The 26,763-nt window shown below is 37.7% G+C and carries 30 protein-coding genes; 24 read left to right on the plus strand and 6 right to left on the minus strand.

Annotation, left to right across the window (positions count from 1 at the left end):
• The first annotated feature begins 148 nt into the window (after positions 1-148).
• The 8 genes from CYJ36_RS00800 to CYJ36_RS00835 all read left to right on the plus strand — a co-directional run bounded on the left by CYJ36_RS00800 (position 149) and on the right by CYJ36_RS00835 (position 8,633).
• The gene (locus tag CYJ36_RS00800) at positions 149-1,372 is read left to right on the plus strand and encodes an MFS transporter (protein WP_101563885.1); all 1,224 of its coding nucleotides are present in this window, start codon (positions 149-151) and stop codon (positions 1,370-1,372) included.
• Positions 1,373-1,635: 263 nt separating this feature from the next.
• Complete coding sequence (locus CYJ36_RS00805; RefSeq protein ID WP_101563887.1) at positions 1,636-3,225, plus strand: long-chain-fatty-acid--CoA ligase; 1,590 nt, start codon at positions 1,636-1,638, stop codon at positions 3,223-3,225.
• 60 nt (positions 3,226-3,285) lie between these two features.
• On the plus strand, positions 3,286-3,927 hold the full coding sequence (locus tag CYJ36_RS00810) for a lysoplasmalogenase (RefSeq protein WP_101563889.1): 642 nt from the start codon (positions 3,286-3,288) through the stop codon (positions 3,925-3,927).
• A 19-nt stretch (positions 3,928-3,946) separates the two neighbouring features.
• On the plus strand, positions 3,947-4,723 hold the full coding sequence (locus CYJ36_RS00815) for a hypothetical protein (protein WP_257962352.1): 777 nt from the start codon (positions 3,947-3,949) through the stop codon (positions 4,721-4,723).
• A 3-nt stretch (positions 4,724-4,726) separates the two neighbouring features.
• Complete coding sequence (locus CYJ36_RS00820) at positions 4,727-5,371, plus strand: NUDIX hydrolase (protein WP_257962353.1); 645 nt, start codon at positions 4,727-4,729, stop codon at positions 5,369-5,371.
• 229 nt (positions 5,372-5,600) lie between these two features.
• A complete protein-coding gene (locus CYJ36_RS00825) occupies positions 5,601-6,716 on the plus strand; it encodes a GGDEF domain-containing protein (protein WP_101563892.1) in 1,116 nt (371 codons plus the stop codon).
• A 334-nt stretch (positions 6,717-7,050) separates the two neighbouring features.
• Complete coding sequence (locus CYJ36_RS00830) at positions 7,051-8,208, plus strand: FtsW/RodA/SpoVE family cell cycle protein (protein WP_180849982.1); 1,158 nt, start codon at positions 7,051-7,053, stop codon at positions 8,206-8,208.
• Between the two features lie 161 nt (positions 8,209-8,369).
• Positions 8,370-8,633: a DMT family transporter gene (locus CYJ36_RS00835; protein WP_257962354.1), complete on the plus strand. Its 264-nt coding sequence runs from the start codon at positions 8,370-8,372 to the stop codon at positions 8,631-8,633.
• Positions 8,634-8,670: 37 nt separating this feature from the next.
• On the opposite strand, the gene CYJ36_RS00840 is transcribed toward CYJ36_RS00835, so the two are convergent.
• Positions 8,671-9,321 carry a CPBP family intramembrane glutamic endopeptidase gene (locus CYJ36_RS00840; protein ID WP_101563898.1) on the minus strand — a complete coding sequence of 217 codons (651 nt, stop codon included), beginning with the start codon at positions 9,319-9,321 and terminating at the stop codon, positions 8,671-8,673.
• A gap of 333 nt (positions 9,322-9,654) precedes the next feature.
• Here CYJ36_RS00840 and sigH point away from each other — a divergent pair, with 333 nt between their 5' ends.
• Positions 9,655-10,305, plus strand: a complete 651-nt coding sequence (sigH, locus tag CYJ36_RS00845) for an RNA polymerase sporulation sigma factor SigH (RefSeq protein ID WP_101563900.1) — start codon at positions 9,655-9,657, stop codon at positions 10,303-10,305.
• Between the two features lie 167 nt (positions 10,306-10,472).
• Here the strand turns inward: sigH and CYJ36_RS23360 are convergent, their stop codons facing one another.
• Positions 10,473-10,658 carry a hypothetical protein gene (locus CYJ36_RS23360; RefSeq protein ID WP_142382679.1) on the minus strand — a complete coding sequence of 62 codons (186 nt, stop codon included), beginning with the start codon at positions 10,656-10,658 and terminating at the stop codon, positions 10,473-10,475.
• A gap of 212 nt (positions 10,659-10,870) precedes the next feature.
• Between CYJ36_RS23360 and CYJ36_RS00850 the strand changes: the two genes are divergently transcribed.
• Together CYJ36_RS00850 and CYJ36_RS00855 are read left to right on the plus strand one after the other, a co-directional pair.
• Entirely contained in the window at positions 10,871-11,719 is an 849-nt protein-coding gene (locus CYJ36_RS00850; protein ID WP_101563902.1) for a VOC family protein, read from the plus strand.
• 79 nt (positions 11,720-11,798) lie between these two features.
• The gene (locus CYJ36_RS00855) at positions 11,799-12,404 is read left to right on the plus strand and encodes a nitroreductase family protein (RefSeq protein WP_224773447.1); all 606 of its coding nucleotides are present in this window, start codon (positions 11,799-11,801) and stop codon (positions 12,402-12,404) included.
• A gap of 85 nt (positions 12,405-12,489) precedes the next feature.
• Here CYJ36_RS00855 and CYJ36_RS00860 read toward each other — a convergent pair whose 3' ends face one another.
• Positions 12,490-12,978, minus strand: coding sequence for a DinB family protein (locus CYJ36_RS00860; protein ID WP_101563906.1), 489 nt, complete (start codon positions 12,976-12,978; stop codon positions 12,490-12,492).
• Positions 12,979-13,289: 311 nt separating this feature from the next.
• On the opposite strand from CYJ36_RS00860, the gene CYJ36_RS00865 reads away from it, so the two are divergent.
• The 4 genes from CYJ36_RS00865 to CYJ36_RS00880 all read left to right on the plus strand — a co-directional run bounded on the left by CYJ36_RS00865 (position 13,290) and on the right by CYJ36_RS00880 (position 16,901).
• On the plus strand, positions 13,290-14,309 hold the full coding sequence (locus CYJ36_RS00865; RefSeq protein ID WP_101563908.1) for a fatty acid desaturase: 1,020 nt from the start codon (positions 13,290-13,292) through the stop codon (positions 14,307-14,309).
• A 93-nt stretch (positions 14,310-14,402) separates the two neighbouring features.
• A complete protein-coding gene (locus CYJ36_RS00870; protein ID WP_101563910.1) occupies positions 14,403-15,527 on the plus strand; it encodes a sensor histidine kinase in 1,125 nt (374 codons plus the stop codon).
• Complete coding sequence (locus CYJ36_RS00875; RefSeq protein ID WP_101563912.1) at positions 15,524-16,123, plus strand: response regulator transcription factor; 600 nt, start codon at positions 15,524-15,526, stop codon at positions 16,121-16,123. Before CYJ36_RS00870 ends, CYJ36_RS00875 begins: the two co-directional genes overlap by 4 nt.
• A gap of 430 nt (positions 16,124-16,553) precedes the next feature.
• Positions 16,554-16,901 (plus strand): YrdB family protein, encoded by a 348-nt coding sequence (locus CYJ36_RS00880; RefSeq protein ID WP_101563913.1) that lies wholly within the window; start codon positions 16,554-16,556, stop codon positions 16,899-16,901.
• A gap of 28 nt (positions 16,902-16,929) precedes the next feature.
• On the opposite strand, the gene CYJ36_RS00885 is transcribed toward CYJ36_RS00880, so the two are convergent.
• Positions 16,930-17,397: a DinB family protein gene (locus CYJ36_RS00885; protein WP_101563915.1), complete on the minus strand. Its 468-nt coding sequence runs from the start codon at positions 17,395-17,397 to the stop codon at positions 16,930-16,932.
• Positions 17,398-17,527: 130 nt separating this feature from the next.
• On the opposite strand from CYJ36_RS00885, the gene CYJ36_RS00890 reads away from it, so the two are divergent.
• From CYJ36_RS00890 to CYJ36_RS00905, 4 genes are all read left to right on the plus strand, one after another.
• A complete protein-coding gene (locus CYJ36_RS00890; RefSeq protein WP_101563917.1) occupies positions 17,528-18,355 on the plus strand; it encodes a GNAT family N-acetyltransferase in 828 nt (275 codons plus the stop codon).
• Positions 18,356-18,694: 339 nt separating this feature from the next.
• Positions 18,695-19,231, plus strand: coding sequence for a DinB family protein (locus CYJ36_RS00895; RefSeq protein WP_101563919.1), 537 nt, complete (start codon positions 18,695-18,697; stop codon positions 19,229-19,231).
• 25 nt (positions 19,232-19,256) lie between these two features.
• Positions 19,257-19,475 (plus strand): hypothetical protein, encoded by a 219-nt coding sequence (locus CYJ36_RS23955; protein WP_101563922.1) that lies wholly within the window; start codon positions 19,257-19,259, stop codon positions 19,473-19,475.
• A gap of 363 nt (positions 19,476-19,838) precedes the next feature.
• Positions 19,839-20,318 carry a GNAT family N-acetyltransferase gene (locus CYJ36_RS00905; protein WP_101563924.1) on the plus strand — a complete coding sequence of 160 codons (480 nt, stop codon included), beginning with the start codon at positions 19,839-19,841 and terminating at the stop codon, positions 20,316-20,318.
• A 13-nt stretch (positions 20,319-20,331) separates the two neighbouring features.
• On the opposite strand, the gene CYJ36_RS00910 is transcribed toward CYJ36_RS00905, so the two are convergent.
• A complete protein-coding gene (locus CYJ36_RS00910) occupies positions 20,332-21,087 on the minus strand; it encodes an alpha/beta hydrolase (RefSeq protein WP_101563926.1) in 756 nt (251 codons plus the stop codon).
• 162 nt (positions 21,088-21,249) lie between these two features.
• Between CYJ36_RS00910 and CYJ36_RS00915 the strand changes: the two genes are divergently transcribed.
• From CYJ36_RS00915 to tsaA, 3 genes are all read left to right on the plus strand, one after another.
• Positions 21,250-22,482 carry an MDR family MFS transporter gene (locus tag CYJ36_RS00915; protein ID WP_101563927.1) on the plus strand — a complete coding sequence of 411 codons (1,233 nt, stop codon included), beginning with the start codon at positions 21,250-21,252 and terminating at the stop codon, positions 22,480-22,482.
• A gap of 731 nt (positions 22,483-23,213) precedes the next feature.
• A complete protein-coding gene (locus CYJ36_RS00925) occupies positions 23,214-23,432 on the plus strand; it encodes a hypothetical protein (protein WP_101563931.1) in 219 nt (72 codons plus the stop codon).
• A 547-nt stretch (positions 23,433-23,979) separates the two neighbouring features.
• Entirely contained in the window at positions 23,980-24,444 is a 465-nt protein-coding gene (gene tsaA, locus CYJ36_RS00930; protein WP_224773330.1) for a tRNA (N6-threonylcarbamoyladenosine(37)-N6)-methyltransferase TrmO, read from the plus strand.
• A gap of 159 nt (positions 24,445-24,603) precedes the next feature.
• Here tsaA and CYJ36_RS23475 read toward each other — a convergent pair whose 3' ends face one another.
• On the minus strand, positions 24,604-24,780 hold the full coding sequence (locus CYJ36_RS23475) for a hypothetical protein (RefSeq protein ID WP_180849984.1): 177 nt from the start codon (positions 24,778-24,780) through the stop codon (positions 24,604-24,606).
• Positions 24,781-25,399: 619 nt separating this feature from the next.
• Here CYJ36_RS23475 and CYJ36_RS00935 point away from each other — a divergent pair.
• On the plus strand, positions 25,400-25,945 hold the full coding sequence (locus CYJ36_RS00935; protein ID WP_101563934.1) for a helix-turn-helix domain-containing protein: 546 nt from the start codon (positions 25,400-25,402) through the stop codon (positions 25,943-25,945).
• A gap of 20 nt (positions 25,946-25,965) precedes the next feature.
• Complete coding sequence (locus CYJ36_RS00940; RefSeq protein WP_101563938.1) at positions 25,966-26,757, plus strand: CPBP family glutamic-type intramembrane protease; 792 nt, start codon at positions 25,966-25,968, stop codon at positions 26,755-26,757.
• Positions 26,758-26,763: the final 6 nt, after the last annotated feature.

Below are 26,763 nucleotides of genomic sequence, written 5' to 3' on the forward strand. Positions count from 1 at the left end.
ATTGAGAATCAATTATTTTACTGCAAGTTTAAAAGGAGCTAAAATCCAATGTAACAAACTGCTTACAACCTGAAAAAAGTGATGAGGAGGCAGTCCAATGTAAATAACCTACCCTTTACAAACCAATAAGAAAAAAGGGGTAGTGAACATGAACAATAAATCGTTTCGATTTCTTTGGCTCGGGCAGTCAATTGCCGGCGGCGGGGATGTCTTATATGTTGTAGGTATCATAACACTGCTGTATATGTATACTGGTTCTGCACTATTGATAGCTGCAGTACCCTTTACAGTCACTTTAGGCCGTTTCATCAGCGGATTCTTTGCTCCTGTTTTAATCGATGCACTTCCGCTCAAAAAATTGCTGGTCTACTCTCAGCTCGGTAAAACAGGGATGCTGTTTATTCTTGCATTGTTCAATCCAGTCTTCGCACAATCAGAGTCCATACTTATGATCTTTGTGCTGATCTTTGTCATTTCTTTTTTAGACGGATGGGCAGCTCCAGCTGCAAATTCTATGCTGCCAAGGCTTGTCCCCACTTATGAATTGCTTAAAGCCAATAGCTTGGTTTCTGTTTTAGATCAGTCTGTTCAACTGGGCGGATGGGCCATTGGCGGGATATTGGCTGCGGCAATCGGCGGGAGCAATGTGATCTGGGTAACGTTAAGTTTATTCGTACTTTCAACCTTATTGATGGTTCAAATATCAGATCATCATCAAAATATAAATCATGATCATATGCCAAAAACGAAATGGGATTCTATAAAGGAAGGATGGGTTTTCATATGGAAAAATCCATCCATAAAAACAATCAGCATCATCGCTTTTATGGAATCCATAGCGAATGTCGTTTGGATTGCGGCTATTTTGTATATTTATGTGAAGGATCAGCTTGAGATGGAAGAGGTTTGGTGGGGATATATCAATGCGAGCTTTTTTGTCGGTTTGATTCTCGGAGGATTTATCGGATTAAATGCATCAGAAATCATCCGCAGGCAAATTAGTACTGTTGTGATGATTTCAGGATTTGGATTAAGCCTTTGTACCTTTTTGTTTGGACTTACATCCGTTCCATGGATCGCACTTTTTCTCTCCTTTGCATTTGGAGTAGGTGAACAACTAAAATCTATTGTGATGCAGACTCTCCTGCAAAACAACGCTGCTGCAGAGCAGCTGCCCAAAATCTATTCGGCACAAAGTGCGCTGCTTTCCTTAACATTTGGATTCGCATCATTATTGGTCGGATATTTGACAGAACAGACAAATGTTCAAACTGTCTTTGCTGTATCCGCCCTGATATTATTGGGATCAGCAGGCTATGCCTATATAAGGAGAGACAATCTGAAACTTAAAAGCTTTCAAAAGAGTGATTAATTGTAAAAAGCCGATGCTGCAGTTATAAATGCAGCACCGGCTTTTTTAGTTTAGGCAGATCTAGTATTTTAGCCTTATTGAGGCTTAAACGCCTCTACATCATTTGAATATTTACTGCCACAAATTCAATGTACCTTCTTTCTTCTCGGAATTCAGTTTTCTATAATTTAAAGTTTTGAAGCGTTGTTATATAACACCATTTCCTCATTGTGCTATAATAACATTGAAATATTTGAATATTTAGAAATAAAGGGGATGAAGAAATGAAGGTACCATTGCTGCTGCCTCAATTTTTGGATCGAGCTGTAACGTTATATGGCAAGAAACCAGCTGTGATCGATGATTCAAAGGAATTTACATACGCTGAAGTAAATGAGAGAGTGAACCAGCTTTCAAGGGGTCTCTCAGAGCTGGGAATTGAAAAAGGGGACCGGGTTGCATACCTGGCTCCAAATTCTTCTGAAATGTATGAGGGGTTTTACGGTGTTCTGCAGCTTGGAGCTGTGATCGTTCCGCTTAATACACGGCTGATACCGGATGATTATGTGTATATCTTAAATCATAGTGAAACAAAAGCGCTCTTTGTTGATCACGTGCTTTATTCCCAGATTGAACCTGTCCGAGATCAATTTAAGACTGTACAAACGATTATTGTTCATGGCTTAGAAGGAAGCGAAAATGGGGCTATAGCTTATGAAGAATGGCTAAGTCAGTATGGAAAACATCAGATTGAACGACCTGAGATGGATGAAAACGATCTGGCAACACTGCTTTACACGAGCGGGACGACAGGTAAACCAAAAGGGGTAATGCTTACGCACCGCAGCAATTATTTGCATGCGCTTAGCTCGATGCATCATTTGCGTGTATCGGATCGGGATGTTTTGCTTCACGTTCTTCCGATGTTCCATGTGAATGGGTGGGGTTCGCCTTTTTACTACACAGCGAATGGATCAACACAGGTGTGTCTTAGAAAAGTGCTGCCGGCTGACATTTTCAGAAAGATAAATGACCATGGTGTCACAGTGATGCATATGGCTCCGACTGTGCTAAACAGTTTGCTTCAATTTTCAGAATCTAATGGATATGCGAAGCAGCCTCAGGACATTCGCATTGTCATTGCAGGTTCTGCCCCGCCGCCTGCGTTTGTAAAACGAGTGGAAGAAGAATTAAAGTGGGAATTCATACAAGTTTATGGCATGACAGAGACTTCGCCGCTGATAACAACTTCTATTATTCGGGATACACAGCAGCATCTCTCGAATGAAGAAAAATATCGTTTGAAAGCAAAAGCTGGCTATCAATTTATTGGAAGTGAAGTAAGAGTTTTTAATGAGCTTGGTGAGGAAGTTAGGCACAATAGTCAAGAAATCGGAGAAATTGCTGTTCGCGGAAATGGTGTAATGGAAGGCTATTGGAACAATCAGGAAGGAACAGATGAAGTGATTCGGGGCGGCTGGTATTTTACTGGTGACATGGCTGTGGTAGATGAGGATGGGAATATTGAAATTGCTGACAGGAAGAAGGATATCATCATTAGCGGCGGAGAGAATATTTCTTCAATAGAAGTAGAAGGCGTTTTGTACGAACATCCTGCTGTCCAGGAAGCAGCCGTCATCTCTGTTCCGCATGAAAAGTGGGGAGAAACTCCGCAAGCTATAGTGGTGATAAAGGAAGGTCAGTTAACAAGCGAAGAAGAACTCATCGCCTTTGCACGCAGTAAGCTTGCCCATTTCAAAGCACCGACAATAGTAGTATTTACTGATGAATTGCCAAAAACAGCTTCAGGCAAAATTCAAAAAGTGCATCTGCGGAAGGAATTTTGGAAGGAAAAGGAGAAGTTTGTAAACTAAAATGAGCGCGCTTTCAAAATTAGATCAGGGAAACCGGGTTCTTTTTTAGGAGAAAAAGAGATGACCATCATTATCTTATCTTTACTTGTATTTGCTTCAGCTGCCGCCTATATGGCCGCCATTTATCTCAAGAAAGCAAAGTGGATTTATGTATTAAAGCCAGGAACAATGCTTTTAATCATAGGAGTTGCATTGATAGACCTGCAAGGTGCAGGCAAATATGGAATCTTGATTGTGTTTGGCTTGCTTTTTTCGCTAGCCGGAGATCTTTTTCTTATGCTGCCGACTGATCGTTTTTTAGAAGGATTAATTTCGTTTTTTATTGCCCATGTAATCTATGCTGCTGCTTTTATGGCTGAGTGGAGTCAAAAGCTGGATGATTTGAACGTGCTGATCTGGCTAATGCTTGCATTGCTCGCTCTTTTATTCTTCAGACTTCTTTTAAATGGTGTAAAAGAAAAAGGGGGACGTGCTATGGTAGTAGCAGTATCCTTATATATAACGGTCATTTCTGTGATGACAGGGATGTCTTTTTTAAGCAGTCAAGGTTTTGTTATCGCAGCAGCTTTATTCTTTTATTTGTCAGATGCAACGCTCGCATGGGATCGTTTTAAATCCTCTTTAAAATACAGGGATTATATGGTGATGAGCACTTATTTTCTGGCCCAATTTTTGTTCGCAGTCAGTGTGTATCTTTTTTAATCATTAAGAGGTGATTAGATTGCTTGCTTCAAATGCCATCTTATCTGTATGGAGAAATTTTGATGAATATCCAATGGAAACACTCACAAAAGGGTGGTATTTCAATAAAGCCGGTATAAAAAAACAACGGGAGCTTTCATTAATGAAAGAGCACTGGCAACAGTATGGAATAAGCGGAAATTGCTTTGACTTAACGATTTGGCTATTAGATGAATTTACAAAAGCGGGAATTGAGGCGTATCCGATTGGCCATGATTTGAAAACAAGCCGTGCGCATGTCGCAGCAATCGCATTGGATGAAATGGGAAAACGATATTTATGTGATTTAGGTGATCAATGGCTGAATCCGATATTAATTGATGGAGAGGCTGAAGATTTTACAAATGATAGACTAGAAGGGTTTTTCCCGGCTGCAGCAGTCGAAGTTGACCCATGCGACGATAACGTTAAAGTTACCTATCATCGACCAAATGGGAAAATGTCAAACCAAACCTATCAAACAGCACCTATTGAAATGACTGAGTTCTTAGCGGCAGCAGAATGTTCTCAAAACCTGATTAAATCGAAACCGCTTTTGGAGAAAAGAGTAAAGCGGGGAAATGAAACCGCTCATTGGGAGTTCTATAATTGGAAAAGCTTCCTAAGCACAAATAATGGTTTATATAATGATGCACCTGCAAATACAATAGAGGAATGGGCTGAACGTATCCATCAAAAGACGAAGTATGATATTGAATTTCTTGTTGATGCGTTAGGGTTTTATAGGAAGGTTGTGAATGAAAAGAATCACATTTGAAGATTGAGAGGTCTGCAAAAAATAGAACAGGAGTTATTGCGTATTTTTGACGATAATCATAAACCTATTGGAATAGCTGCTCGAGAGGAAGTACATAAATTTGGCCATTGGCATGAAACGTTTCATTGCTGGTTTACAAGGATCGAAACCGGCACTTTATACCTCTATTTTCAGCTTCGCAGCAAAGAAAAAAAGGATTACCCAAGTCTTTTTGATATTACTGCTGCAGGTCATATATTGGCAGATGAATCAATTGAAGATGGAACGAGAGAAGTACAAGAGGAAATTGGCATTCACGTTGATTTTACAGAGCTAATCTTATTAGATGTTGTTAAATATTGTGTATCAAATAAGGACCTCTTAGATAATGAAATTGCACATGTTTTCTTATATCCTTACACACAATCGTTTGACAATTTTATTCTTCAGGAAGAAGAAGTATCAGGGATTGTTCGAGCAGAATTGATCTTGTTTAGAGAGCTCCTTGCCGGCAAAAGAACGAGCCTCCAGGTGGATGGTTTTGAAATCAATCAGAACGGAGTTAGAAAAACAGTCCACATGAATGTGGATAAAAGCAGATTTGTGCTTCATGAAGATACATACTATGTCAGAGTTTTAGATCTAATTGAAGAATATTATAAAAAGTGATTGATAGAGAGATGGAACTTTAGTACTAGTAATATTCCAGATCAGTTCAATATAAAGATAATAAAACTGTATAAATCAGCTCTTTTTAATGAAAAAGCCCTTCATTTTGTAGGGCTTTTTTCATTGTTTAATGTTAAGTTTTGTAATTTATAGAACAATTTGTTTCTATAATTCGAATTTGGGGTTATAATACATATTTGTAATAACGAATGATAGGGGATTTTTAAAAATGTTGTATGCTATGTTTGCAAATATTGCGATCATTGGTTTTTTTATTTTCATAGGCGGCCATTTATTAAAAGATAAACAACTAACGATAGATTCAGATTTTCTGCTAAAAGCAACAATCGGAATGTTGACAGGTGCTTTAGGAATTATCCTTATGATTTACAGCGTTAGAATTGATAATGGATTAATTATAGATCTAAGATACATTGCGATTATATTGGCAACGATTACTACCGGACCCGTATCCGCCATTATTGCTTCCATCATTATTGTGATAGGTAGGCTTTCTATGTTTGGAATTAATTATTACTCTCTGAATGGAGTACTTAATGTGCTGTTGATTGGAGCTGGCTCAACAGCTATTTGGATTTACCTAAAGAAATCTTTTATCCAAAAATGGGTTTACTTAAATGTATTCTGTATCGGAGTTACTTCGATTTTTTTGGTGTATTTACTAACAGACTGGACGGTAGCGATCTATTTTATCATCATCAGTTCCATTGCATCTCTATTCACCTTTTACTCGTATAGGTATGCTTATGAAACAAATGAGAGTTATCGCAAACTTAAAAGAGAAGCAATGAAAGATCCATTAACCGGATTAAATAACGTTAGAAAATTTGATCAGTTTTTTAACGAGCAAATTCAGCACTTCAAAGAGAAAAGAATAAATCATTTATCACTCCTTGTTATAGACATTGATTTTTTTAAGAAAATAAATGATGAGCACGGTCATTTAACCGGGGACAAGATTTTAAAAGAATTTGGAGACGTTTTAAGAAATGAACTCAGTCAGGAAGGGATTATTTCAAGAAATGGCGGAGAAGAATTTACCGTTTTGCTTCCAAATATTAAATTTGAGGATGCTCACACGATTGGTGAGGAGCTAAGAAAATCGGTTGAAAATCATTTGTTTTTAAAAGATACCGTTAAAAAGCAGATCACTTTTTCTGCCGGTGTAGCCTCCAATAATGAATTTTCGTGCGACATGTCCATGGACGAATTATACAGCAGGGCAGATGAAAAACTATATCAAGCTAAAAAAGCAGGACGAAATCGGGTATATCCTAAGGTTATTAAATATAGAGGCACAGGAAAAGGAAAGCAGGCACTATAATTAGTGTCTGCTTCATTTTTTATATTCTCTTTTATGAAACCTTTTCATCTAATTTTACGTTTATATATAAGAAGAGACTGCACTTATGATTCCTATATGGTGCATTGATCATTGTTTATTTTGCAGGGATAGTTGTGGTCAATTGATGAAATGAGGCTGATAACCTGGAAGTTCTTGTGGACTTTCAAACTGTGGTCACATCTCTCACATTAACTTGTAATAAATGGGGCACAAGACAGTATGATCAGCAGGATATCTGTACATAGTTAACGGCTGCCGATCCGCAGTCGTTTTTGGATTTTACTATAGGAGGAATTGAAGGGATTTGCGGGAGATGGAAAAAAATGAACATCCTTTTGACTTTAGTTTGGTTTTTATTCTTTTTTTATTTTCAATTATTAGTTTTATATCAATCAACACCGCACAAGATTTTGGACAGTATAATGAAAATTTTCTGGTTAAGCAGATTGCATGGTATATCGTGGGCTGCGGAATTATTCTGGCTGTAATGTATTTCGATATGGAGCAGATTGAAAGGATTCACTGGTTTGCCTATGGTTTTGCGATGCTGCTGCTTATCTTTTTGATTATCGCTCCTGAATCGATTGCACGGCCAATAAACGGGGCGAAAAGCTGGTTTCAAATCCCTAAAATAGGCTCACTCCAGCCATCTGAACTGTCAAAAATTGCACTTATTCTAACCCTTAGCCACATTATTGCAAAACATCATATGAAATATGTGTTTAGAGATTTAAAGACAGATATTATTCTTTTAACTAAAATGGGGATGGCTACGTTAGCCCTCATTGCCATCATCATGCAGCAGCCGGATTTAGGAACGTCTTTAGTATTATTGGCAATCTTCGCAGGGCTGATGCTTGTTTCAGGAATATCGTGGAAAGTGATCTTGCCAATTTTTCTTTTGGCAGGTTCTATTGGAGGACTGCTTATTTATCTAATCGTGTTTCAGCCAGATCTCTTGAATATGATTGGGGTTAGGCAATATCAGCTTGGAAGAATCTATTCCTGGCTTAATCCTGAAGAATTTAAAGAGGGAGACGGGTACCATTTATATCAATCCATGCTTGCGATTGGATCTGGTTTGATTACTGGGAAAGAAGCAAGCTTAGGCAACGTTCATTTACCTGAGGGGCACACTGACTTTATTTTTAGCGTTATTGGTGAAAAATATGGTTTTGCCGGTGCGAGCTTTGTCATAAGTCTCTATTTTTTATTAATCTATCGCATCATCAGCCTTTCTCTTGATGTCAAAGATCCTTTTACTTCATACATTTGTACTGGCGTCGTTTCAATGATTGCCTTTCACGTGTTTCAAAATGCGGGAATGACGATTGGCCTGCTTCCGATAACAGGGATTCCTCTACCGTTTATTAGCTATGGAGGAAGCTCGATGATCAGCAATATGCTGGCAATAGGGCTGATTTTCAGCATCAGTTTCCGTAATAAAAAGTACATGTTTGATCGGGAGTGAATGGGGGATTACCAAGAGAATTAGTGAAAGCTTCCAAAATAGTTGGAGGCTTTTACATATTTTAGACAGGCCTTTGCATAATCCTCTGATAAGTCCTCTTATAAGAAGCTTTACTTATTTTTTCTCCTTGAAATAAATTCACTATATTCCCATGGCGGGAATTGCATTACTATCAAACAATTCTTCTTTATTTTTTGCAGGAAAGCAGAAATACAGCAGTTGTTAATGTCGGGGCGAATAAAGCGGGTATTTTTCTTAATCTGATTCCCGTATTTGCATCTATCTTTGCCGTGTTATTTTTAGGTGAACAACTAATGTGGTATCAGACAGCCGGAGGCATCTTTGTCATTTTAGGTGTTTATCTTTCTGCTAAATCCGTTTCAGATAAGAGCGCAGCCCTGCAAAGAAAGGAATTTTTCGGATAAAAACGAGTGGCGATTCCATAGAGGAACCGCCATTTTTTTATACATAAAAGAATTTCAAATAGACAAGCATGATCCCTAAGTCTGCAAGAATATGACTGAGAACTGGAGCAAAAATTGAAACGTATTTAATGCGGAAACAGCTCCAAAGAATACCTGCAAAAAAGACAGGGAGAATCGCGAGAACATTTAATGGCCAGCTAAACATCGGAATTAGCGACAGCAAATGATAAAGACTGTAGAAGGATGAGGTGATCAGTACGGTTTTGAAAGAACCTAGTTTAAAGAAGAACTTTTGATGCATGTATTCCCGCCAGTAAAATTCTTCTAAAAAAGGATTAACGAGAAGCAAAACGAAGATAAGCGAAACAACATTGTCGCCTGTGAATTTCCAGTCTATTAATAACTGCTGAAGTCTGGGAATCTCAAAAAAAGATTCGGAAAATATAGAGACAATGACAATGATTAAGACTAGAAAAATTGTCCCGCTTATGAAACCTGCCAAAATGGATTCTCTTGTGATAAATTTGTCCCAAACAGGTTTTGAATGATTTTTAAGCAAACTTACAGCTGGCACAAGCACCAGCCAGCCATAGAAAAGAAGAAAGGTTAATGGAACATTTTGAAAAACGAGCAGACCGAGCGTGATCATAAAGGTCGGACCTGTTAGTAGTATTAGGATTTTTAACATAAACCCTCCAGACTTATATTCTTTCTTCTCCTGTAATTCAATCAATAAAGCAGAATTCCTTCAAAATTTTGGAATTATCTTATAAACAATAATGAAGATTTTAAACCTCTTTTTATACACAAAATACTGACAAATTTCAGCAAAAACTACTATACTTTCGACAGGGATTTCATAAAACATGCAAGCTTTTCATTCTTTATGACTCTGATTGTAAGCAGGAGTCGATATTTGTGCATATCTTTAATCGTCTATCTGCGATATTATTATCATACTTCTTGTTGCTAGTTTTTGGAGTCGGTCAGTAATCATCATGAAATCTGCGGAGGGATCTGTATGAGTGTTACATTTGAAGTGAGGAAGGCTGAAAATTATGCTGATTTAGCGGATGAGGTTCTGCTTGAGCTTGTTCAAGAAGGAGACTCAGAATCAACTGATTTTTTAATCAGCAAATATCGTAATTTTGTCAGGGCAAAAGCCAGCAGGTATTTTCTTATCGGCGGAGAAAGAGAAGATATTGTTCAAGAAGGAATGATTGGCCTCTACAAAGCCATTCGTGATTTCAAAGCGGACAAGCAGTCATCTTTCAAGGCGTTTGCAGAACTTTGTATTACAAGACAAATTATCACAGCAATCAAAACAGCTACCCGTCAAAAGCACACCCCTCTTAATTCCTATGTTTCTTTGTACAAGCCTCTTTTTGAAGATGATAACCACACGCTATTGGACGTGATTCCCGGAACAAAAACTTTGGATCCGGCAACATTGATTATCAATCAGGAAAAAGCACTGGACATTGAACTGAAAATGGCTGAAATGCTAAGTGATTTAGAAAGAAAAGTACTCGCATTATACATGGACGGCCAATCTTATGTTGAAATTTCAGAAGAATTAAACAAGCATGTAAAATCAATCGATAATGCTCTCCAGCGAGTAAAAAGAAAGCTTGAGCGGTATATGGAGATGCGAGATTATAGCCTCGTGTAAGATAGAATGGAATAAAAAATGGCGGCATTACTTTAATTAGTGGTGCTTTTATTTTTTGGGAAATCTTCTGCATATCAGTATACAATGAAAGTGGCGGTTCCAATTGGAGCCGCCATTTTCATTGTATGGAAACATCTTACTCATTCCTCCTGTTTTCCTTCACATGTTTAAGCTCTGCCACAATCATAAAACTGACGATTAAAACAAAAGCCAGGAGCTGATTTTGCCGATATGGACAAGCTCCCAATTCTGCTGATCAAGATTTGTGTTACTAGACAAATTAGATAAATGAGATCATAGCGGGCAATATAAGGAACGTGAATAAATGTTGTCAGTGCAAGCGCGGGAAAAATAACGACCGGAAATACGCATGAGCGGGCTTATTCAAAGCCAAAATTAAAAAGGGAAGTCTATGTTAAATTAGAAAATTCTTTAGAAAACTACCTGTCTCTGCTTTTTATTAAATTGTTGCTTGACAATCTGAAATTACAAAAATATAATTACTTACATAAAGTAACTTACTTATTTTAATAAAGTTAAAATTTTTCTAATGGGGGAAAAATACATGGAATTTCATCGCCATCCACATACGTTTGTTGGTCAAGTCAGCATCAAGGTTCAAGATTTAAAACGCGCATTAGCGTTTTATCAAGAAGTAATTGGTTTTCAAATCCTTAATCAGACTGAAAGAAGCGCTAATCTGACAGCAGACGGCAAAAAAGCTCTTCTGTCTCTTGAACAGCCAGAAAATGTTGTACCTAAACAACGCAATACGACAGGTTTGTATCATTTTGCGCTATTGCTGCCTAAGCGCTCAGATTTAGGAAGAGTGCTTCAGCACTTAATTAATATCAGCTATCCAATTGGAGCATCAGATCATTACGTTAGCGAAGCGCTTTATTTAAATGATCCTGATGGAAATGGGATTGAGATTTATGCAGATCGGAAAGCTTCAGAATGGACGTGGCAAAATGGCCAAGTGTCTATGGCCACCGAACCGCTTGACGCCCAAAGTGTTCTAGCTGAAGGAAAAGGTGAAGCATGGAGTGTTCTGCCTGCAGAAACGGTAATGGGACATATTCACCTGCACGTATCCCATCTGAAGAATACAGAAGAATTTTATGAAAAAGGACTTGGGTTTCAAGTAGTTACCCGATACGGTAAACAGGCACTCTTTATGTCAACAGGGGGCTATCATCACCATATTGGATTAAATACATGGGCAGGAGAGGGTGCACCTGCACCTGAAGTAAACAGCGTAGGATTAAGAAAGTTCACACTTGTCTTCCCAAGTGAGGAAGCAAGAGCTAAAGTCATCCAGCAATTGACGAAAATAGGTGCTCCTGTTAAAGAAAAAAACGGTGAGATTATAACCTCAGATCCTTCTGGAAACAATATACAACTGATAATCTAAAAAAATAAATTCAAAGTGGAGGTTCAACATGGGACTATTGCAAAAAATATTTGGAGAATCAACGAACGAGACGAACGGAATGACCCAAACGAAAGATTTTTATTCAGCAGTAGAAAGCAGACGATCCATTTACAGCATAAGCAATGAAGCGGTTGTTTCAGACGAACGAATCAAAGAAGTGATTGAGCATGCGGTTAAGCATACCCCTTCAGCATTTAATTCTCAAAGTGCACGGGTTGTTGTTCTAATGGGAGAAAATCATTCGAAATTTTGGGATATCACAACAGAAACGCTAAGAAAAATTGTGCCAGCTGATCAGTTTGGACCAACTCAAGAAAAAATGAATGCTTTTGGCAGCGGCTATGGAACCGTTCTTTTCTTCGAAGATCAAGCTGTAGTCGAATCGCTGCAGCAGCAATTTGCAGCTTATGCAGATAACTTTCCGCTCTGGTCACAGCAATCGAACGGCATGCTGCAATTTGTCATTTGGACTTCTTTAGAGCTAGAAGGCTTTGGAGCATCGCTGCAGCATTATAATCCATTAATTGACGAAGAAGTAAAAAGTGAATGGAATATTCCTCAAGGCTGGAAGCTATTTGCTCAAATGCCGTTTGGCAAACCGACTGCACCAGCAGGCGACAAAGAATTTAGTCCATTAGAAGAACGTGTTAAATTTCATAATTAAGTTGAAACGGTCTTATTGGCAGAATAGATGCCAATAAGGCCGTTTTTTAAACCTTCATACTTGTTTCAATACATATAATAAATTTTTATACCGACGGAGCTTCCATTTCAGCCCATTCTTCTTTTGAAGGCCCATATGCACCAGTGACAGGAAGACCAGCTTGACGCATCAGAACAGTCAGCTGTCCGCGATGATGAATTTCATGCTTGACGAAAATCGATAATGTCATCCCATTTTTCCACTGAAAACCAAACACTTCATTTGTTTCTTGAAGCTTTTCATCATTCCATTCTTGGACAGCTTCTAAAATGGATTGAACAGTCATCCGGTATTGTTCAGTGATCTCTGCTGCATTAGCTGGCTGTTCGCTGTTTTCAGCAGTTTTAATCTTCAATCCAATCGGTTCAAACATGCTTTCACTTGGAACAAGATGCCATGCCAATTCACCGAGTGACCGATATCCAGGGGCAGTCTCTTGCTTTAGTGACGCATCTGTTAATGTTTCAAGTAACTTTCCTGTGACAGCTGCTTCATTTTTATAATCCTCGATAAAGCCTTGCACCGTGTTATACATTTTTTTAGCTCCTATCCGATTTGGTTTTGATAGAACATACGTACTGTTCATGTATTAAATTCTAGAGCGGATATCAATATCCTTCAAAAAATTAAAATAAAAAAATATAAAATGTTGAAATGATATTTATTGGTTTTTTCAATTTAAAAAAGCAGGTATAGAATCGCCCTTAATGTTAAAAAATGAATGTGGAAATCCCCTCCATTTCATATATGACATTTATCATGTATTCAGCATGACACCTATGTCTGCACAATTGGATCGAACATCTCTATAATTTGAATTACCTTATGTAGAAGGGAATCAAAAACATGAGTAAAGAATTGCAAAGAAATTTACGAAAACAAGTAGCTCCATATGAAAAATCAAATACGAAAGCTAGTGTTATGCAGCTGATCAATACGATAGGACCATTTATTTTACTATGGTTCCTTGCGTATCAAAGTCTGTCGATTTCATATTTCCTGACACTTGGACTAACTGTTATCGCAGCAGGATTTTTAACAAGAATCTTCATTATATTTCATGATTGCTGTCATCACTCGTTCTTTAAAAACCGCAAAGCAAACAAAATTGTGGGAACGATCACTGGTGTTTTAACCTTATTCCCATACAGTCAATGGCAGCATGATCATTCCATTCACCATGCAACAAGCAGTAATTTAGATAAACGCGGCACTGGAGACATTTGGGTTCTTACGGTCGATGAATATTTGGCAGAACCTATGTGGCGCAGAATCGCTTATCGTCTATATCGAAATCCGCTTGTCATGTTTGGACTCGGACCAACTTATGTTTTTCTATTTAAAAATCGTTTTAATAAAAAAGGCGCAAAACCTGGTGAGCGTATGAACACATACCTTACGAATGTAATGATTGCAGCATTAGCAGGAGCACTCTGTTTGGCAATTGGATGGGAAGCGTTTCTTTTAGTACAAGTTCCAATCTTCTTAATCTCGGGATCTCTGGGAGTATGGCTTTTCTATGTACAGCATACATTTGAGGATTCTTATTTTGAAGAAGATGAAAACTGGGATTACGTGAAAGCAGCAGTTGAAGGAAGTTCTTTTTATAAACTTCCGAAGCCTCTGCAATGGCTGACAGGAAATATCGGCTACCACCATGTTCATCATTTGAGCCCGAGGGTTCCGAACTATCGATTGGAAGAGGCGCATAACAATACAGAACCTCTTCAGAACATACCGACCATTACACTTGCAACAAGCTTGCAGTCATTAAAGTTCCGTTTATGGGATGAACACAGCAAAAAGTTTGTCGGTTATAAAGAGATCAAAGCTCTTTCTAAAATGAGAAGCAGTCATCAAGTATAATAAATTGGAAAATACATGCAGTCTAATAGGCTGCATGTGTTTTATTATGATAAAATAAAACTAAGAAGATTACCTGAAAAAGAGGTTTCCATCATGATTAAAAGGTATATTAATAACGGGATTTCGCCTTATATATGGGCGGTTTTAAGCATTTTGCCCTTTTATTTTATTTTCCAATCTTCCTCAACGGCTGAAATCATTGTTGGCATTTCTTTAACCATTTTATTTTTCATAATTTTCCGGCTTGCTTTTATTTCAAAAGGCTGGCCCGTTTACCTTTGGACCTGTCTTTTAATCGCGATTTCATTCACTTCAATGTATTTGTTCACTTATATCTACTTTGCTTTTTATATTGCCTATCTAATAGGGAATGTCAGAGATCGCATTGCGTTTATTACTCTGTATGTTATCCATTTAGTCAGTACAACAGTTTCCATTAATTTCAGCATTATCATTCAGGAAGCGTCTTTCTTGGAACAGCTGCCATTTATTATTATAACGTGCATTAGTGTCATTCTTCTCCCGTTTAATATCTATAATAAAAAGGAGAGAGGGCAGCTGGAAGAAAAGCTGGAAGATGCGAACAAGAAGATATCGGAGCTTGTGAAGCTTGAAGAACGTCAGAGGATCGCCCGTGATTTGCATGATACGCTGGGACAAAAACTTTCTCTTATTGGGCTGAAAAGTGATTTGGCCAGAAAATTGATATACAAGGATCCTGAACAAGCCCGTGATGAATTAAAAGATGTGCAAGCTACTGCAAGAACGGCTTTAAATGAAGTAAGGAAAATGGTCTCGCAAATGCGCGGCATACGCCTGAAAGAGGAAATGATCCGTGTAAAACAAATATTAAAAGCAGCTGAAATCAATTTTGTGGTTGAGCAAGATGCAGCACTATCAAACGTATCTCTGCTGACTGAAAATATTTTAAGCATGTGTTTGAAAGAAGCGGTAAATAATGTTGTGAAGCATAGTGAGGCAAAAACGGTCTATTTCTCAGTTGAACAAACATGGGCAGGTATTGTTCTTACCGTTCGGGATGATGGAATCGGCAGTGTGACTGAAGGCGACTTTACAAAAGGAAATGGCTTGAATGGCATGAAAGAACGGCTGGAATTTGTCAACGGAAGCCTTGAAATCAGGTCAGAAAAAGGGACAACATTAGTGATTAAAGTGCCAAATGACGTAAAACAGACAGATAAGGAGGAGCTCATATGATCCGAATAGTCATTGCGGAAGATCAGCAGATGCTTTTGGGAGCATTAGGGTCGCTGCTCAATTTGGAAGATGATATGGAAGTAGTAGGAAAAGCAGGCAACGGTGAAGAAGCCATTGCCCTTGTGAAGCAGCTGAATCCGGATGTATGTATTACAGATATTGAAATGCCGGGGATGAATGGACTTGAAGCAGCTGAGCAGCTGAAATCAGAAGGATGTAAAGTCATTATCTTAACAACCTTCTCCAGATCTGGTTATTTTCAGCGGGCAGTGAAAGCTGGAGTAAGCGCCTATCTATTAAAAGATAGTCCAAGTGAAGAGCTTGCAAGTTCCATCCGCAGTGTCATGGCTGGACGAAGAATCTATGCGCCGGAGCTGATGGACGATGTATACAGTGAGGAAAATCCTCTGACAGAACGCGAAAAAGAAGTTTTGGAACTCGTAGCAGATGGAATGAACACAAAAGAAATTGCTGAAGAATTAAGCATTAAAGCTGGAACAGTCCGGAATTATATTTCAACTATTTTTGAAAAGCTGGAAGTGAAAAATCGAATAGAAGCCATATCCCAATCGAAAGAAAAGGGATGGTTTAAATAAAACAAAAACCTTAATCCAGTGGGAACAACTGAATTGAGGTTTTTTTTGTTAGTTTTCAGCTCCGTATTAAGGAAGTGTTTGGGAAAAAGAAAGTATTTGCATCGAATTGGAAAAGTAAATGCTCTTAAATAGAAAGTAAAAAAGGGGTACTGGAAAGTTATTTTTATTGAAATAGAAAGTAAACCCAGAGGCAAAGGGGAAATTTTCGTAAAAGCTTTAATGAAGTTATCAAATCCGATTTATTTTGCCCAATTTAAAACGATAACGACAAACAGATATATTGAGAAACCTTGAAAACAATGGCATGATTATTTGAGAAGTTTTCCCTACAGTTCCTGTGAAAAAGGTGCAGACTTAAAAAATGTCCTTCTTGCGATGGAGGGCTGAAATGGGAGAAGAGTCGATAAATATGTATTAAGGAGATAGTAATATGAGTTTTTTGCTTGGGCTTAAAACAGCCAATTTAGCCCTTCGCTTTATCCTCGAATTGTGCGCACTTGCAGCTGCAGGTTATTGGGGATTCAAAGCAGTAAATACATGGTTCCTAAAAGGCATACTGGGAATTGGCACACCTCTTGTAATTGCTGTTGTGTGGGGGTTATTTGGTTCTCCTAAAGCTGCAATTTTGCTTTCACCTGGACTTCATTTAATACTAGAGGTTATTGTATTTGGCCTTCCAATTATCTTTCTTTTGTTAGCTGATAAAATAGGATTAGCGTGGATGTACGGAATTGCTGCAGTCATCAATAAAGTGCTCATGCATGTTTGGAATCAGTAAAAAAGGATGCATTATGGCATCCTTTTTTCTACTTTATTGCCCGGTAAATCCTTTTAATCGTCTCCATATGCATACCCTCATGATAAAAGCTGAAAAGGAATGTCTCGCCTACCGTATAGAAGGTTATGCCTGCACGGTTAGTGAATGGCGTTGCCAATTCTTTATGAAAATGATCAGGTATAAATGTATGCAATCTGTTTTTTTGGTCAATCAGCACTTCTGAAATTTCAGTGAATGATGGAGGTGTCCCCTCCCACTCAGCTGGTTTTGTTCCAGCACTAAAAAAATCCTTGAAATATCCAGGTATACCCGTTTTGGCACCTGCCAGTTCAAAGACAAGCTTTTCCTGTATGTAGGCAATATGCCCTAAGTTCCAGCGGATATTATTGTTGTAGCCTTGCGGAATAAGATCCGATTTTTCTTCTGGAATTCGATTAAGTGAACTTTCGGTAATTCCTCTTACAATCTCCATGTGCTTCATAATTGTTTGTTCCAAGATAATCCCTCCTATATATGACCTATTCTAGTTAATACCCTGTTTTCCTTCTCTTTTGACTTTTAAAAAGGAATTTCGTTCCCCCATACAGAATAGTAGACAGGAAATGAATAACTTTTGGAGGAACGAAATGTTAACGAGCAGCGAACAAATTGAGATACAAGAACTTCAGCGGGAATGCGAAGCCGCAGATTTAATAAAATTAAAACTGAATTGGGAGATGCTCCGAAACCGAAGAGGGAATGAAAGCAATGATTTCCTTCATTATGAAGATGGAAAGCTTGCAGCTTTTCTAGGTGTTTATCATTTTGGGAATAAAGTCGAAATATGCGGCATGGTAAAACCGGAGTACAGAAGAAAAGGAATTTTTTCAAATCTGATGAATGCCTCTCTTGCCTCCTGCAAGGAGAGAAAAGTCAGGGAAATACTATTAAATGCTCCTGCAAACTCTGAAGCAGCAAAGGGCTTTCTTAAAACAATTCCAAGTGAATTTTCCATTTCAGAATACCAAATGAAATGGTCGGAAACGGAAGCTGCATATGATGAAAGTGTCACGCTGAGACCGTCTGCACCTGAAGACCTTGCAGTTGAAATTATGCTGGATGTAAAATGTTTCGGTTTACTGGAACAGGAAGCTGCAGACCATTATCAATCAATCAAACGAGAAGAAGATCAAGATTTTCATATGATAGAGTATAAAAACAAAACGGTCGGAAAAATGCGTGTTTCCCATTCAAATCAAGAAGCTTGGATTTATGGTTTTGCAATCCTTCCAGAATATCAGGGGAAAGGGATTGGGAGAAAAGCTTTAAAGAATGTCATTAGGAAGGAACATGGCAATGGCTATTCGATTTTTCTAGAGGTTGAGGCTAAAAATGCCCATGCGCTTAAGCTATATGAGTCTTGCGGATTTAAAGCTTTTCATGTTCAGGATTATTATCTTTATACAGGAAATTAAAGGGAAACGTCACCAGTTTGAGCTGGTGACGGTTTTTTCAGTATCATTTTAATATTAATTCAGAATTACGCAACTTTTAAAGAGGTTAAATCGTATGTAGTAGTGACACATACGAAGGGTAGTACATAAAAGTATGAAAAAGAGTGGAGGAGGGGAATTAGTGAATTCAGAGCTATCTGAAAACGGATGATCTTTATCTGGATCAATTTTTTGGGGCTTTTGCCGGATGTGTACTTCTGATCTCTTCCCTGATATGGAGAATAAGAAATAAATTCTTCTCATGCACAGTAATGTGTCACTTCAAAAATAAGCTATGAAAGAAAGAAAGGATGATGAAACATGAATAAACGGCCTGAACAAAACGAATATGCTCCATACTATTCTGACTACATCAGCTTAATACCAGAAGGAGATATCGAACAAATTCTAAAGCTGCAAATCATTGAAACAACGAAACTGCTTGCCAATCTGTCTGACCAAAGAGGAATTTTCAGGTACGAAACAGGCAAATGGAGCATAAAAGAAGTGATAGGCCATATAGTTGATACGGAGAGGATAATGGGGTATAGGCTTTTAACGATTGCAAGGGGAGATTCCGTTGCAATGCCAGGCTACGATGAAAACGCGTATATACTTCAAGCAGACTTTAATCAGCAGCCAATGGAAGAACTGCTTGAGACCCTCTCTGCAGTCCGTCAGTCAACCCTGTATTTGCTAAAAGGGTTAAAAGAAGAAGATTGGGTGCGATGGGGGAATGCCAATGGTTTTGAAGTGACAGTAAGGGCGATCGCTTTTATTATCGCAGGGCATGAAATTCATCACCGCAAGATTCTTGCAGAACGGTATTTCGGTTCGAAGGACTTTCCATCTGCTTGAGGCTGACACGCTCCCTGACCCGAGAATGGAGGCAGGCCATCCTGAAAAGATACATCAGCATGATTATTCTGTCTGTATCAGCAAGCATCATTCTTTTTTAACCGGAATGGGTGATTATCTGGATGGAATGATGATGGCTGTAGTGCCAGTGCTATCCTTGCAGATCAGCTTTATCATCTGTATCATCTGTATCTTATTCTATCTAATTAAAATACTGAGAATGAAAGGTTACAAGAGATCATGATGATTTGTCTGCATGCTTAATAAAATGTAAAGGTGCTGTTGATATAGAAGCGGTAGCGTTTCTTTTCCCTCTATTCTTATACTTAGGTTTACTTTTACTTGGAGTCTTTGCAGTCATTTGTTTTTTAGACTCTTTTCGTAAAAAAACCTTTAGTGGATTGTAGCGGAAGGCACGTGACTCCTGCGGGAAATAGAGGCTCCCATCCCTCCCCGCGGATAGCAAGTGCCTGCAGCGGAAATCCACAGGTGCAATATATATCCAAAAACAACAATTAATTCGAAAACAGTTATTTTTTAAACTGACTTAAGAACGGAATCAATATTTAAAAGACAACAGGAATGAGCTTAAAAGGATGTGGGGGTAATGCATCTGTTTATAAAAAAGATGGACAGGAGAATGGCTGCAGAAATACTTCTTTGGAGATATGAGCCTCCATATGATTTTTACAACAATGACCTTACCGGTGGGAATATTCATGAAATGCTTCATCGCTCCTATTATGCGGTTGTCGACATTTACGGCCGCTTGGTTGGCTTTTTTTGCTTAGGAGAATCAGCTCGAGTCCCGAATGGAACCTACTCAGAGGATATGATTGATATCGGGCTCGGACTTGAACCGGGCAGAACAGGAAAAGGAATGGGGTATTTTTTCTTTTCATACATTCTGCATCACATTCAGCATGCTTTTCCTTTCACATCACTGCGGTTAACAGTTGCTTCCTTTAATGAAAGAGCCATTCGTCTTTATATTAAATCGGGATTTCAGGAGCACTCAAGATTTAATAAAGGAGAGACAGTCTTCATCATCATGGTGAAATATAAGGCTCTATCAACTAATCGATAGAGCCGTTCTGTATTTATACCGCAGTCTGATTAAGCACTTTTTCAATAAAGCCAAGCGTTTCGTCAATAATCAGCTGCTGATCATGATCAAGTGTTGCCACATGGTAGCTATTTTCCAGTGTGATCAGCTTTTTATCAGCTGAAGATATTTCCTCATAAATGATGCGGGAATTATCCGGCGGAACAACATGATCCTCTGAGGAGACAAAAATTAAAGAAGGACACGAAATTTCATGCAGATTGTTTTTCACGATAGCCATCAGCTTAATGATCTCCCTCATAGACTGAACAGGTGTTTTTTCATAAGCAAGCTCAGTCACTGCAGGATCTTTAATGTCTGATCCGATGGCGTCAAGATATCTTGCCTGAACTTGCTGAGCGCCTGCCATTGTTGGTATTTCAATCGCTGCATTTATTGGAATGATTGCTTTAATTTCTGGATGCTTTTGCGCCATGTAAAGAGTAAGAGTACCACCCATGGAAAGACCCGTGACAAAGATGGTATCGCATCGCTCTTTTAGCCATTGATAACCCTCTTCCAAGGATGCAATCCAATCCTCATAAGTCGTTGATTCCATTTCCTCATAATGTGTTCCGTGGCCTTTCAATCTTGGACCGCATACTGTGTAACCTGATTTTTCATAAGCTTCACCTAGGGGGCGCATGCTTTGAGTAGAACCAGTAAAGCCGTGTGAAATGAGAATGCCAACATGATTTCCCTCGAAATAAAATGGTTCTGCCCCTTCTAAAACCGGATATCTTTCTGCCATCAAAAAACCTCCCTGCCTTTTTGAAAAAACGTCATCATTCTTTCATTCGATATAAGGTTTGCAATCTCCTACTTAAGATTGAGATTGATCCTCCATTTTCAGGATTCTAAAAATTCTAAAATGTGGTAAAATTGCTTTTAGCAAAAGATGGAGGAACATAATATGAAACACTTAAAACAAATTCACCCGCTTGGATGGAACATCTTAGTAGGCACCATTTTTGGCAGAATGGCGACCTCAATGAGCATCCCATTTTTAGCTATCTATTTAACTCAAGTAAAAGATGTATCTGCCGCAATGACAGGAACGATCATTGCAGTCAGCTCGCTTGCTGGAATACTATCAAGCTTTTATGGAGGCTATTTATCTGACAAACTGGGACGGAAAGTAGTCCTGCTGACTTCCATTTTTGTTTGGGTTCTTGTTTTTATTGGATTTGGAATGGCGGACAGTGTCCTTGCGTTTTTTATCATGAATGCGCTGAACGGGGTGTGCAAATCTGTTTTTGAACCAACCTCAAGAGCGCTGTTATCAGACATTACCGAACCCGAAAATAAGCTGATGATTTTTAACCTGCGCTATGCTGCTATTAATATAGGAGTTGTATTTGGACCAATCCTTGGTATTTTCCTTGGATCAGCTAAAACGACCTATCCCTTTTTTATTGCTGCAGCCATTTACTTTTTATACGGGAGTTCTCTTTTGCTTACATTTATGAAAACAGACGTTTCTAATCAAGCAATTCAAACCAGCCGAATTGCATTTCGTGAAGCGTTTCATGTAACAAGAAGAGATAAGCTGCTCCTTTTATCTTTGATTGGCATTATCCTTTGTACAACAGGCTACTCTCAGCTTACCTCCACGCTGCCGCAGTATTTTGCCCTGTCACCTGAAATCGCAGATGGAGCAAAAACCTTTTCAATTCTTTTGTCACTAAACGCTGTGGTGGTGCTGATGATCCAGTATCCAATTATTCGAATCGCCAAGAAATATTCGCCTATCACATCTTTAATGGCCGGGAATCTTTTTATTGGACTGAGTCTGTTCAGTTTTGCATTTGTGAAGGGAATTTGGATGATAGGCTTCCTTGTTGTTTTGTTTACGATAGGTGAAGTTCTTCTTTTTGCGATGATGGACGTCCTGATTGATGATATTTCGAACCCTGATATGAAGGGAACGTATTTTGGAGCAATGGGATTCACCCAATTCGGAAATGTTCTCGGTCCTTGGATTGGCGGACTTTTACTGGATTCATACGGAGTCAGTCAGCCTTTCATTCTGTTTGGATGTCTCATGCTTGTCACGTTAAGCGGACTTCCTGTTCTGATGCTTGTGAAAAAAGAGATGGACAGAAAGGTAAAAGGAACGATAATAAAAGAACACGTTCATGTGTGAAAGAATAATTGTTTGAAAAAATGAAAACAATTCTGACTTCTTATACGTAATTCTATAATGAAGACAAATCTTGGATTAATCCTTTTGATAGTCCTGCCGCTAGCGGTAAGCACTTGTTCGCCTATGACATATTAGCAGTTCGTTTAATTTAGAATGCAGTGTATAGTGAAATAAGGAAAAAATAACCTCAAAAAATTGAGGTTATTTTTTATTTGCTTGACGTCCGCTTTTTTTGGGCTATGTGAGCTTGTGTTACCAATTTGATATTCATTTTCAAAGTCGATACCATTTCTTTTATCTTGTTTCTCGATTTGTTCTCTTGTTTGATTCAAATTTTGCATACCTTGTTTAGACATACTCTCACCCATCTCGCTTATTGGAGATATTCCTGTCTTGTTGCTAGTCAAATTAATATAAGTGTATGTTTTCCAAAGGTTTTTACTTTATACAAAAATTTAAATGGACTGTAGGGTAAATTCTAAAAAGAAATGAAAAAGAAAAATCTAGAAAGGTTATACGAGAAAAAACAATGATACCTTTCCTTAATGGATAATCGAACAAACAAAACTAATGATTTGATGGGTAATAATTTCGATGTTCTTGGTGCTTCTGAATCTAACTTGAATTTTCTTTGTGACATTTAAGTTATTGGTATTTGTTACCCATAATAAAAGTTTAAGACAGGGTCAAAATACAGAAGTAAATTTAATTAAGAATAAGGAGAGATTCGAATGACACAAAATAACCAGCAAATTGATGTTAATCAATTAAATCAAGCTAAAGCAAATGTTACCTTAACACAAAATTTACTAAACCAAGCGATTGAGAAGTCTGCTTCGGACCCAACTTTAGCACAAGAAGCAATCAAACAAGCTGCTAATGAAATTGCACAAGCTCAAACAGCAGTTAGTCAAGTGCATAGTACAATAATAGCCCAAAAATCCGAATGAAATAATTTAACACCTGTAACTTCCAATAAGGTATAAAAATTTTTTGAGCTGCTTTAGGGCAGCTTTTTTTATTTCTAACTGGAAAACAGCAGGAATGAGAAAATGCTACCAAATCTGAAAATTAACTGGCCGCTGTTTTCCAAGATTATGATTGGGCGGATGAGGTAGATCAGCAGAAAATGGATAGTCCCTGGATATGGCGGATTAGAAAAAGCTAGAGCTAAATTAGGGACTGCGATAAAAAGCGGGGAGAATCAGAAAAAATCGCAATTGGTCGAAAATGGAAGACGTTCAGCAAAACAAAATGGCCTCAGGCGATCCTGAATATGCTGTCCTGTTAAAATCGTATAAGTGGTCTCCGAGGAAGTGTGTTACCAAACCAAATGAGAGCAACCTTGTTTATACTTAAAAATAATGATTGTCTTTAAACAGCAGCTATATGCAGTCAATAATAAGATAAGGAAAAGTTATTACTTTTATTACATAATTTGTAATACCACATCAAAAAAGGAAGTGTTATTATTTTCCTATAAAGGAAGTGGTGATGATGAGTATGTTTACCATAAATTCTATTGGGGTAGTTTACAACGAACGTAAAGTACCAGAAGATGATTTTTGGGGGAAAGTTCTTTCAGAAATAAAGTTAGAAAAAGATTTGGATATGAGTTGTCTAGATGGGATTGAATCATTTAGTCATTTAGAAATATTATACCTATTTCACCTTGTTCCAGATGAAAACATTCAATATACCTCAAGACACCCCAGAAATAATGAAGACTTTCCTAAAGTAGGTATTTTTGCACAAAGAGGAAAGAACCGCCCAAATAAAATAGGGGCAACAATTGTTGAGTTAATTAATAAAGAAGGAAATTCCTTAATAGTCAAAGGATTAGATGCAATAGATGGTACACCAATAATCGATATAAAACCTGTTATGAAAGAATTTTTGCCAAAAAGGGAAACAAAACAGCCTCAATGGGCATCTGAGTTAATGGAGAATTATTGGGAGTAGTGGATAAGAGGTCCTTTAAATTAAGTTCCTATACAAGTATTGAGTGCTTACCTTGAATAAGGTTTAAACAATATCTTCAACAATCATGCTCATTTCTTGCACAAGGAAAATTTGGAGAGAAATTAAAAAGAAAGAGCGATTTACTCTTTCAGTTGGAAATTAAGAATTAGTATTATTAGATTTATCTAGTTTTTCAGATATATTTTTTAGAATAAGATTCTTTTCCTGTTGTATTTTTAGAAATTTTAAAAGAAACCAAATTGCAAATACAACAGGAGCTATATAAATCAGAATCGTTATAATCGGAAAAAAGGCAAATATTGCATCACCGTTCATTTTTAAACCTCCCTCTCATTTTGGATTATTATACCATATGAAATGATTAGTACACGTGAGCAAATTTAAAACAGTTCGAAATTAATCTGCATTAGCCAATGCCTTTGCTTTAGTATTTATGGGGGCATTTACTCCTGCTTCTGGATCAACAACTATTTGCCCATCAGTCGAGCCAACGTCAGTAGAAACAATGAATGCAGATAGAATTTGGATCGAAGTTGTGTATAAATTCGTTAATTCACCGCCAGAGTACAGGTTTTACTCTACTACAATATATGGACATAATTGTATAAAAAGAGGCTCGTTTTCGTTTTGAAATTGAGCCTCTTTCTTATTATCCTGCTACTTTTTCAGAAAATTGACTATTATAAAGATCTGCGTAGAAACCATTTATAGTTCTGAATGTGTTCCTTGTTCAATCACTTTTCCTTGATCCATAACAAGAATCAAATCAGATGTGATAAATGCTTGAATATCACCAATTGAGATCGCACGCTGAGTTGATTATTTTCAATAAATATATTATTATCAAAGTTGATAATAGAATGTTGTGAAACATTTTTTTCATAAAACATTATCATTATTAATAATGATAATAATGTAAGCTGGAGGGTTTAATTTGAATAACGCAAAAATGAATTTGATTTTACATCCTGTAAGAATGAAAATTGTGCAATCTTTATTGAACCGAAAGGAGATGACGGTTCAGCAATTATCTGAACGAGCTAAAGATGTTCCTCAGGCGACGTTATATAGACATCTAAATAAACTTCTTGAAGCCAACATCATTCAAGTTGTTCAAGAAAATCCAATTAGAGGAACTGTTGAAAAAGTATATGCTCTTAATGAACCTGCAGTTCATTCTCAAGAAGATCTTTTACATTTATCTAAAGAGGAGCATCTGGAATTATTTATGAATTTTACAACACAGCTTCTTGGGATGTATGAGACTTATTTAAAGCAGAATGATGTGGATTTGGTCAAGGATGGTGTAAGCTTCAGTGTCGCCAATTTATACTTATCAGATTCCGAGTTTATGGATTTGATGAAAGGGATGGCCACACTTATTCAAAAAGCCATGATAAATGAACCTTCTCCTGAGCGAACAGGAAGAAACATAGCAACAATTGTGATTCCTGAGTCAAAAGGAGACGAGAGAAAGTGAGTTGAAATAGGGGGAGCTAGATGAAAAGATCGGATATCAAAATCGCACTATTTATAGCTTTTATTTGTTTTATATCAGGCTTCTTCTTATTGCCTTATCAATTAGAAGCATTAAAAGCTGCGATGCCATTAAGAGAATACGAGGAAATGACAGGCAGTACTTCTATGTTTGTTTTAATGTTGCTTACATCTCTCCAGTTATTCATCTTGAGTTTTCTTATTGCCTTTTTTGGAATAAAACTCGCACGAAATACGGGTTTTTCTTTTGAAATCTTACAGTCATTATTTGAAAAAAGGAGAAAAATTTCGATAAATGGAAAATCGATGCTGCTGTCTATTGTGCTGGGAGCAGTGACAGGCTTTATTATCATCGGAGCAGATAAATTTTATTTCCGGTCTTATATCGAGGGATTGAACGATATAACACCTGAATTCTCATGGCTGGGATTGTTCGCAGGTGTGTTAGCGGGGGGAGTATTTGAGGAAACGCTGCTAAGGCTGTTCCTGGTTAGTTTGCTTGTGTTGATTTTTCAAAAAGTGTTCGCCAGAAAGAGTGAACAGATGCCTGAAAGATATTACTGGATTTCAATTACCATTGCTGCACTTGTGTTTGCTGCTGCTCATTTGCCGTTTACATCACTTGTTTTTGGGGATTTAACTTCAATGATCCTGGTTCGATGCTTCCTGCTGAATGGAATTGGGGGTCTGTTCTTCGGTTACCTCTACTGGAAAAAAGGATTTGAATATGCGGTACTGTCGCACATGTTTGCACATATATCGCTGCAGCTGCTGTTTATTCCGTTATTTTATTAATGAAAG

Source organism: Bacillus sp. UMB0893 (genome assembly GCF_002858905.1).
Taxonomy (GTDB): domain Bacteria; phylum Bacillota; class Bacilli; order Bacillales; family Bacillaceae; genus Bacillus_P.

Bases quoted from the DNA above. Each gene is read 5' to 3' on its own strand.
- CYJ36_RS00865 (WP_101563908.1), top strand. From the start codon at position 13,290: ATGAGTAAAGAATTGCAAAGAAATTTACGAAAACAAGTAGCTCCATAT.
- CYJ36_RS23955 (WP_101563922.1), top strand. From the start codon at position 19,257: ATGGAGGCAGGCCATCCTGAAAAGATACATCAGCATGATTATTCTGTC.
- sigH (WP_101563900.1), top strand. From the start codon at position 9,655: ATGAGTGTTACATTTGAAGTGAGGAAGGCTGAAAATTATGCTGATTTA.
- CYJ36_RS00870 (WP_101563910.1), top strand. From the start codon at position 14,403: ATGATTAAAAGGTATATTAATAACGGGATTTCGCCTTATATATGGGCG.
- CYJ36_RS00850 (WP_101563902.1), top strand. From the start codon at position 10,871: ATGGAATTTCATCGCCATCCACATACGTTTGTTGGTCAAGTCAGCATC.
- CYJ36_RS00830 (WP_180849982.1), top strand. From the start codon at position 7,051: ATGGAAAAAAATGAACATCCTTTTGACTTTAGTTTGGTTTTTATTCTT.
- CYJ36_RS00905 (WP_101563924.1), top strand. From the start codon at position 19,839: ATGCATCTGTTTATAAAAAAGATGGACAGGAGAATGGCTGCAGAAATA.
- CYJ36_RS00800 (WP_101563885.1), top strand. From the start codon at position 149: ATGAACAATAAATCGTTTCGATTTCTTTGGCTCGGGCAGTCAATTGCC.
- CYJ36_RS00940 (WP_101563938.1), top strand. From the start codon at position 25,966: ATGAAAAGATCGGATATCAAAATCGCACTATTTATAGCTTTTATTTGT.
- CYJ36_RS00875 (WP_101563912.1), top strand. From the start codon at position 15,524: ATGATCCGAATAGTCATTGCGGAAGATCAGCAGATGCTTTTGGGAGCA.
- CYJ36_RS00860 (WP_101563906.1), bottom strand. From the start codon at position 12,978: ATGTATAACACGGTGCAAGGCTTTATCGAGGATTATAAAAATGAAGCA.
- CYJ36_RS00805 (WP_101563887.1), top strand. From the start codon at position 1,636: ATGAAGGTACCATTGCTGCTGCCTCAATTTTTGGATCGAGCTGTAACG.
- CYJ36_RS00910 (WP_101563926.1), bottom strand. From the start codon at position 21,087: ATGGCAGAAAGATATCCGGTTTTAGAAGGGGCAGAACCATTTTATTTC.
- CYJ36_RS00855 (WP_224773447.1), top strand. From the start codon at position 11,799: ATGACCCAAACGAAAGATTTTTATTCAGCAGTAGAAAGCAGACGATCC.
- CYJ36_RS00890 (WP_101563917.1), top strand. From the start codon at position 17,528: ATGTTAACGAGCAGCGAACAAATTGAGATACAAGAACTTCAGCGGGAA.
- CYJ36_RS00895 (WP_101563919.1), top strand. From the start codon at position 18,695: ATGAATAAACGGCCTGAACAAAACGAATATGCTCCATACTATTCTGAC.
- CYJ36_RS00925 (WP_101563931.1), top strand. From the start codon at position 23,214: ATGACACAAAATAACCAGCAAATTGATGTTAATCAATTAAATCAAGCT.
- CYJ36_RS00915 (WP_101563927.1), top strand. From the start codon at position 21,250: ATGAAACACTTAAAACAAATTCACCCGCTTGGATGGAACATCTTAGTA.
- CYJ36_RS00840 (WP_101563898.1), bottom strand. From the start codon at position 9,321: ATGTTAAAAATCCTAATACTACTAACAGGTCCGACCTTTATGATCACG.
- CYJ36_RS00825 (WP_101563892.1), top strand. From the start codon at position 5,601: ATGTTGTATGCTATGTTTGCAAATATTGCGATCATTGGTTTTTTTATT.
- CYJ36_RS23475 (WP_180849984.1), bottom strand. From the start codon at position 24,780: ATGAACGGTGATGCAATATTTGCCTTTTTTCCGATTATAACGATTCTG.
- tsaA (WP_224773330.1), top strand. From the start codon at position 23,980: ATGAGTATGTTTACCATAAATTCTATTGGGGTAGTTTACAACGAACGT.
- CYJ36_RS00880 (WP_101563913.1), top strand. From the start codon at position 16,554: ATGAGTTTTTTGCTTGGGCTTAAAACAGCCAATTTAGCCCTTCGCTTT.
- CYJ36_RS00810 (WP_101563889.1), top strand. From the start codon at position 3,286: ATGACCATCATTATCTTATCTTTACTTGTATTTGCTTCAGCTGCCGCC.